This is a genomic window from Nonomuraea longispora, from assembly GCF_004348345.1.
GTDB lineage: Bacteria > Actinomycetota > Actinomycetes > Streptosporangiales > Streptosporangiaceae > Nonomuraea > Nonomuraea longispora.
This window is the reverse complement of record NZ_SMJZ01000300.1, coordinates 1-7,544: the sequence shown is the minus strand read 5'-3', so window position 1 is coordinate 7,544 and position 7,544 is coordinate 1. Positions and strand designations below refer to the sequence as shown.

Sequence of the window (7,544 nt, the reverse complement as noted above, 5' to 3'; positions counted from 1 at the left end):
ACTCCCCCGCGTTCCAACCTGCCCGACCCGGGGCCGGGCGATGCGCTCGACACCTCGCCCGACGCCGCCACGGAGCGGCTGACGCGGGTCGCCGAGTCGCTGCTGGGCGACGCCTCCCGGGTGGCGCTGGCCGACGTGCTCGGCTCCGACTGGCCGTCCGCGCGGCGCGTGCTCGCCGACCTCACGACGCTCGACCTGCGGCCCGAGCTGCCTTACCGGCTGAGGTGGTCCGGCGGGCTCACGATCGACCCGGAGCGCGAGCCCGCCTGGCTGTCCCACGGCTATCTGGAGCGCGCCCGATGAGCGCGGCGGACGACGCGGCGATGGCGCACGTGAGGGCGCGGTCCGGCGGGCCGCTGTGGCTCGGGGCCGGGGCCGCCGCGCCCGCGGGCATGGCACGCCTGACCCGCCCCGACTCCACCGGGCAGGCGCTACCGGTGTGGCCCGACGGGGCGACACCGTCCCTGCTGGACGAGCACCAGGTCGCGGCCCTGCCCGTGGAGCGCTCCGGCGAGACCCGGCGGGTGCTGGCCGCCGTGCTCAAGTGCTGCTGGAGCGACCATTCCGCAGACCCGTGGCCGGGCCGGCCGGCGCCGGTGGAGCTGGTGCTCGACACCTACCGCGCGCTGATCGGCCGTACCGACGACCTGATGCGCAACTGGGCGATCGGCGCGCTGCGGCGCCTGCACGACTCGGCGTGGGTCGTCATGGACGACGGCGTCGTCTCCCTGGGCCCGCGCTGCGCCCTCTGGCCGGTCACGTCGCACGCCCAGCTGCAGGAGCTGGTGCGACGGCTGCCCGACCCCGAGCGGCCCGAGCTGACCGTGGTGCGCGACGCCGACATCGTGGCCGCAGCCGAGAGCACGCCGACGCCGGCGGCTGCGGGGCCCGGTGGGCGGGTCGAGGCGGGCGCCGCGGAGTTCGACGACCTGCTGAGCGGCTACGACGAGCGGCGGCGGGCGGAGCTGGTGGCGGCGTTCATGGTGGTGGAACACGCGGCCGAGCCCGTGCAGGAGGCTCGTTTCGCCGCCCTGCGCGACCCGGCGCTGCGGCACACGCTGGGCGAGATGCTGGACCGGCGCGGCCGTACGCTGATCCGGCACCGCGAACGCTGGATCTCCGGCTACGCCGACACCTACGCCACCGCCCTGGCCGCCTCTGGCGGGCGGCCCGAGGCGGCCGTCGACGGCGACGTCACGGATCTTGGTGAGAGCGCCGCCGGGGAGACCCTGGACGAAGCGGCACAGAACACGGCCGCCCCGGACGACGCCGCCCACGATGCCGTGCCCTCGGGAGCCGCGATGCACGGCGAGACGGTCCGAGCGGACCGCGCGCAGGAGGCGGTCCCCGGGGCGGCGGCGGTGGGCCGGGCGAAGGCGGTCGCGGGCAGGGGCAGCGGTCCGGCGGGGGCGCGGCTCGGCGTGAGCGAGCGCGCGGTGCTGACGCTCGTCCTGGTGCATTCCGTGGCGATCCCGAGGGCCGAAGGGCTGCTGCCCGAGGACTCCTGGCTCTCACCGCATCCCACGCCGGCCGACGAGCTGCGCCGCCACACCCAGCTGCCGATCGGCGAGCTGGAGGCGGCGTTGCGCACGCTGCGGCACGCGGGGCTGCTGGGCCAGGTGAAGGCCGGTGAGGAGGCGGGCGGCTACGTGCCGGGGCCGCAGTTCCACCGGCTCACTCCGGCGGCCCGGCGGCGTCTGCAGGAAGAACTCATCCTGGCGGCCGGGCCGAGCACCCCGCTGGCGACGGCCGTACGCGCGCGCAGGTCGGCACAGTGACGGCGGCCGGGCGCCGGCAGGTCAGCATGGCCGGGGCCGCCGGGCGTGTGCGCGGGTCGGCGCAGTGAAGATGACGGATGGAAGGGTAACGGGGGTTCGAGTGTCGTCGCTGGTGGAGAACGTCGTCGGGGACCGCGTGCTGATCGCCGTGCAAGCGGTCAACATTTCGCGGCTGTCGACCCATCCGGTGCCCACCGTGCCCGGCACGCTCATCGTCGTGGCCGGTGCCGGGCCCAAGGACTCCAACGGAGCGGGCAAATCATCATTCATCGCCTCTGTCACGGCGTTGCTCGGTGACGAGCAGTGGCGGTTCGCGTCCGGTGCGAAGGCGGTGTCCGAGCTGCTGTTCAACGCCGAGCTGGCCAGCGGCGCCGGTGCCCGTCAGTGGGCGAGCGCCGATCACGGCTACATCGTGGGCGTGTTCGCTCCGCCCGGCATGGACGGTTTCGCGCCCGCGGAGCACAGCGCCGCCCCGACGGCCCACGACGCGACGGCCGAAGCGGCCGCGCCTCAGGGGGTGGTGCCCGAGGACGGCGCGTTCGTGCTGGGGGGATCCGGGGCGAGCGCGGAGTTGTTCGAGGTGCCCGACACCTCCGGCGGGGCGCTCACCGTGTGGCTCAAGGTCAACCAGGAGGCGCCGCACCTGGAGATCAGGTGGCGGGAGGGCGTGCACCTGGCGGCGTCCCCGTCCGAGGCCGAGCGGGTGGCCCGCGCCGACGAGATCTGGGCGTCGCTGCCGAAGTCGGCCGGGCGGCGCGACGTCGTGGCCCGCGACCTGACCAAGGTGCTCTACGGCGACCGGGTCAGGTGCGTGTCGTTCCTGTCCACGTCCGTGCGCAGCAAGGTCGCCACCAACCTGCTCTCCCAGCCGCTCAACGAGATCTCCCCCGAGCGGGTCTTCGAGGCCATCGCCGCGCTCACCGGGCTCGACGCCGAGCTGGAGCAGGAGCGGGAGGCCCGGCGCGACGAGCACACCAGGCGGCTGCGCGCGGCGCAGGCGGCCGACCGGCTGGCCGAGTTCGGGTCGGAGTCGAAGGCGTTGCTGACCACGTTCGACCGGCGCGACCAGGCCAGGGTACGCCTGGCGGACGCCTTGCGGTGCTGGCGGGGCAGGCAGGCACGCAAGCTCGCCGACGCGGCGGGCAAGGACGACGTGCTGGCCGCCGACCTCGAGCGGCACCATGCGGCCGGCGAGGCGGCCGCCGAGTCGATCGCCATGGTCAAGGCGGAGATCACGACCCTGCGGGAGGACGCCCTCGACCGGCAGGTCTTTCAGGCGCGCAAGGAACTGGCCGCGATGCAGGCGCGCGCCGCGAAGCTGGACGCCGACCGCGCGGTGACGGAGAACTCCGCCGACGAGTTGCGGGGGCTGGTCCCGGCGCTGGAGGAGAGCCGCAGATTCGCGGACGGGCGTGACGTACCCACGGCCGAACGCGAACTTCGGGAGGTGCGGCTGCGCCTCAACGAGACGCTCAAGGCGCTGGGGGTGGCCGACCAGGAGGTGTCGTCCGCACAGGCGGCTCTCGACGACGCCGAGGGTGGCCCGGCGGCGGCCCAGCTCGACGCGCTGACGGCGGCGCGCATCGGCGCGACGGGCCTGCTCGACGCCCTCGACGTCGCCGAACAGGCCCGCGACTCCGCGAGCCCCGTCCACAGGCCCGGCCGTGAGCTGGTCCGCGATCCCCGCCAAGAGCCCGTCCAGAAGCCCGGCCGGGGCGAGCCGGCGGCTCAGGCGTCCGCCCAGCCGGGTTGGGTGCCGTTGGGTGAGTTGCGGGGGTGGCCGAACGAACATGCGGTGATCGTCGACGCGGCGCAGCTCGACGCCGCCGCATCCGCCCTGGCGGAGTTGCCCGGTTCTGTGCTGGTCAGCGCCGCCGGGGTGAGCGTGGTCGGCGCGTTCGACGGGGTGGCGACCGGGCGGGAGGCCCGCATCAAGGCCGCCGAGCAGCGGCTCAACCGGGCGAAAGACGTACAGGAGCGTGCCGCGCAGGCCGTGCGGGAGGGGGAGGAGGCGGTCGCCGAGGCGCAGCGCCGGCTGGAAGGGGCCAGGGCCGGGGTGCGCCTGGACGAGCTGGAGGCGAAGCTCGGCGAACGCCGGGCCAGACTCGCCGAGCTCAACGCCGCCATCGAGGAGCTCGCACCGAAGGTCGCCGAGGCGGAGAGACAGGCGGGGGCGCTGGACTTCCGCGCCCGCACTCGTGACATGGAGATCGAACGCCTGGAGGGGCGGCGGCATCGGCACGAGGCCGAGCGGGCACAGGCTCGCGACCAGGCGGCGAAGGTCACCACCGAACGCGAGTCGCTCAAGCTCGACGCGCTGGCCGCCGACTGGGGCGGCACGGTCGAGACGGCCCGCGAATGGCTGGCGGCGTTGCCCGAGGAGGAGCGGCCCCGTACGGCGGAGGAGTGGTGGCGGATCGCAGAACGCCACCTCGACCAGGCGTTGCGCGACACGTTCCCCGAGGACGACGCGGAGGTCCCGGAAGAGCTGCGGTTCCTGCTGGAGGAGCGGGGCGGCAGCACGGCGCGCGAGCAGGCGACGTTCGCGGCGGTGTGCGGGGCGCTGGCCTCCTATCTGCGCGGTCAGGAGGAGTACGAACGCCACCAGCGCCGGCAGATCGAGGCCCAGCTGGTCTCCAGGCAGCGTGACCTGGCGGCCGCGGCCAGGGGCGCGGAGGAGGCGGCGCAGTCCACGGCCGTGCACCGGGCGGCGCTGACAGCGGCGATCAAGGCGCGGCTGACCCGGGTGGCGGAGGAGTTCGAGAAGCTCGACACCTCCTACGGCGGTTACGGCGCGACGCTGGAGTTCCCGGTGCCGCCCGCGCCCGCCGACCCCGAGCAGCGCTGGCAGTGGCGGGTCACGCCGAAGTGGCGACGCGGCGAGGGGCAGGGGTTCGTGCCCTACAACCGGCGGGCCAACACCGCGCTCATGGACGAGAAGGCGGTCAAGCTGGTGTGCGCGGCGGCCATCGCCTCGTCCGGTGGCGGGCATCTGTGCCTGGTGCTCGACGAGCTGGGGCGCAACCTGGGCAAGGAGCACCGCAGGGAGGCGGTGGCGCTGTTCAGGAGGATCGGGGAGACGTACGGCATCACGGTGATCGGGGCGCTGCAGGACGACATGGAGCCGTACGCGATCGACGCCTGCGGCCAGTACATCAAGTTGCGGCGCTCGTCCGACGCGATGCCGTACAACGAGCCGCCGGTGATCGTGGGGCACGACCAGCACCGGGAGCGGGTACGCGCGCTCGCGGCGTACGTCGACCGGGGCGCCGTGACCGGGTGAGCGCCGGTCAGGGTGCTGGTGCGGGTGCGGCCGTCGCGGAGGTGGCCGCTCCGCGACGGCCGGCCTGCCGTCAGATTCGGTACATGGTCTGGATCTCGAAAGGTCCGCGGATGTCCTGGTTAGCGAGGTATGCACGTTCCGCCATGTCGGAACGCCGGCTGTCCAAGGCCCTCACGTTGTCGCGGACCCTCTGCAGGTCGGACGTGTCCAGCCCGTTCTCCCTGGCGATGCCGAGCCCGTTGTCCGCGCGGCGGCGGGCATCGTCCAGATGCCCGGTCACGTGCCTGCCGAGCTGCGACTCGATCTGCTGCAGCCGCTCGGCCTGCCGGCTGAGGTGCCACCTGGTCATGTCGTCCAGGTACGGATGGCTCGCCAGCGCCTGCCTGGCCAGGTTCGTTCTGGTGGCGGCGTCGATCTCTCCACGGTTGTAGGCGTCACTCAGCCTGGTGTTGACGGTGTGCTTGGCGTTGTAGACATGCGTTTCGACGTCTTGCAGCCTCGTCTCGGCGCGCTTCATGCTCTCCGCGGCCTGCCGGGCGGAGAGCCCGGCGCGTGCGGCCTGGCCCTGTGCCTGCGTGACGGCCCGCCGGCCGGCCGACGTCTGCACCGGGCCACGCTGGTAGGCAGGCGGGTACGCAGGACGCGGAGGAACCGCCGGCGCTTTGACGGGCGTGCCCCGGAGCCGCTGGGTGAGCCGGTTGTAGATCTGTCCGAGCAGGCGGGTGGCGGTGCGCAGGTAATGCTGCACGCGGTGGGCGACAGGCCGCAGCAGCGGCTTGATCAGCGCCCGTCCCTGCGGCGTGAGGGCGGCCAGGCCCGCCATCCCGGCCAGCCCGATGAGCATCCCGCCAGCCCATTTGACCGTTTTCCATGCGACCTGCGCGGCGCCCGCGCCCAGCGCGGCGGAGTGCGCCTGGGAGGCGCTGCGTCCCAGCACGCCGGCCTGTCCCGTCACGTGCTCGGCCAGCGCGTCCGTGGCGGCGCCCGCGTTTGCGCCGGCCAGCCGGTACGCGCGGGCGCCGTCGTCACCGGCCGACGCCTGCGAGCGGCCCAGAGACTCCAGTACGCCGGCCTGGCGTTCGAGCTCGGTGGTGTCCGGCGGACGCGGCACCCCCAGCAGGCCGAAGCCCATCTCTTCAAGCCCGGCGGTCATGGTCGTCGCCCACCTCCCGCACCGCCGCCGCCTCGGCCTCCGTGTTCCTGGCCGCCATCAGGGCCTGGCCCTCCCCCGTCCCGCCGAGTTGCGCGACGACCTCTGCGGAGCCGCCGAACAACGCGACCAGGTACTCCTGGTAGGGGCCGGCGAAGTCAGGGTACGGCAGGGGGCCGGCGCTCCCCGCGACCTGCCCCCGGAATTCCTCGTGGACCTGCTGCTGCTCGTCCGTCAGCGTACGGAAGCTCCGGGCGGACGACTCGCGGCCGGTGACGTCCCAGGTGATTCCTTCGGGGGTCACCACGACTCACCTTTCCTCGGGGCGGCTCCGCCGGGTGGATCGTCGAGGCGGCGCAGCATCTCGTCGAGGCTCGACGTCAGCCGGGCGAAGTCGCCGGCCGCCTGGGCCTCCATGTCGTTGACCCTCCGGATGAGCTCCTCCGTGGCGAGGTCGTCCTGGGGAGGGCCCGGTTCGGGGGTTCGCGCCAGCCGATCCTGCTGCGCCGCCCGCACGGCGGCGACGATGTGCTCGGCGAGGTCGTGCGACGCCAGCCGCATCGCCCGCGGATCCAGCTTCAGCCGGGCCAGCAGGCCGTCCTCTCCCACGACCGCCCGCACCTGACCGCCGGCGGCCTCCCCGGCGCCGGTGGGCGCGTCGTCCTCAGGCACAGCACGCACGGCATCACTCCAGTCCCGATCATCACGTCTGACACACACGGTGCAGATGGCATTAAACCGGCTGAACAGTGCGTGTGACTACTCGGGATGCCGTCACGGGCTCACCGGGGGTGTCACGTGATCGGCGGGCCGGTGTAGGAGGCGCGCAGGCGGAGGAGGCTGCCGCGCTCGTACTCTTCCATGGCGTGTGCGAGCCATCCCGCCGCCCTGGCCACCGCGAAGATCGCCTCGCCCGCGCCGGCGGCCATGCCGCCGACGGCGGTCAGGACGGCGAGGGCGAAGTCGATGTTGCGCTCGGGCAGCCGCCTGCGGCGCATCTCGGCCAGCACTGCCACGCCCGCGGCGACCCGCTCGTGCCCGGGCGCGGCCTCCTTGACCAGGTCGAGCAGGGCGCCGCCGCGGCCGTCTCCGTTGTTGTAGACCCTGTGGCCGAATCCGGGGACACGTTCGCCGCGGCGTACCCGATCAGTGATCACCCGCGCGGCCTGGCACGGCTCGCCGACCTCGGCGAGCAGGCGTTCCGCGCCGTACGACGCGCCGCCGTGCAGCGGGCCGCCCAGCACGCCGAGGCCGGTCTGGACCACGGCGTACGGGTCCGCCCTGGCGGAGGCGGCGACCCTGGCGGCCAGCGTGGAGGCGGCCAGTTCGTGGT

6 protein-coding genes and 1 pseudogene are annotated in these 7,544 nt (G+C 74.0%); 3 read left to right on the top strand and 4 right to left on the bottom strand.

What is annotated here, in order from left to right:
- From E1267_RS41300 to E1267_RS41285, 3 genes and pseudogenes are all read left to right on the top strand, one after another.
- Positions 1-303 (top strand): annotated as a pseudogene (locus tag E1267_RS41300) (hypothetical protein); the annotation flags it as partial.
- Positions 300-1,778: a hypothetical protein gene (locus E1267_RS46980; RefSeq protein ID WP_246064658.1), complete on the top strand. Its 1,479-nt coding sequence runs from the start codon at positions 300-302 to the stop codon at positions 1,776-1,778. The pseudogene E1267_RS41300 and the gene E1267_RS46980, both read left to right, overlap by 4 nt.
- 100 nt (positions 1,779-1,878) lie before the next feature.
- Positions 1,879-5,061: a coiled-coil domain-containing protein gene (locus E1267_RS41285; RefSeq protein ID WP_246064656.1), complete on the top strand. Its 3,183-nt coding sequence runs from the start codon at positions 1,879-1,881 to the stop codon at positions 5,059-5,061.
- Positions 5,062-5,131: 70 nt separating this feature from the next.
- Here E1267_RS41285 and E1267_RS41280 read toward each other — a convergent pair whose 3' ends face one another.
- The 4 genes from E1267_RS41280 to E1267_RS41265 all read right to left on the bottom strand — a co-directional run.
- Positions 5,132-6,214: a hypothetical protein gene (locus tag E1267_RS41280; protein ID WP_132341379.1), complete on the bottom strand. Its 1,083-nt coding sequence runs from the start codon at positions 6,212-6,214 to the stop codon at positions 5,132-5,134.
- Positions 6,198-6,515, bottom strand: coding sequence for a hypothetical protein (locus E1267_RS41275; RefSeq protein ID WP_132341377.1), 318 nt, complete (start codon positions 6,513-6,515; stop codon positions 6,198-6,200). Before E1267_RS41275 ends, E1267_RS41280 begins: the two co-directional genes overlap by 17 nt.
- Positions 6,512-6,892 (bottom strand): YbaB/EbfC family nucleoid-associated protein, encoded by a 381-nt coding sequence (locus E1267_RS41270; protein WP_165960091.1) that lies wholly within the window; start codon positions 6,890-6,892, stop codon positions 6,512-6,514. The genes E1267_RS41275 and E1267_RS41270 overlap by 4 nt, the downstream gene beginning before the upstream one ends.
- A gap of 113 nt (positions 6,893-7,005) precedes the next feature.
- On the bottom strand, positions 7,006-7,544 hold a 539-nt coding region (locus E1267_RS41265; RefSeq protein ID WP_281283756.1), incomplete at its 5' end, for a citrate/2-methylcitrate synthase.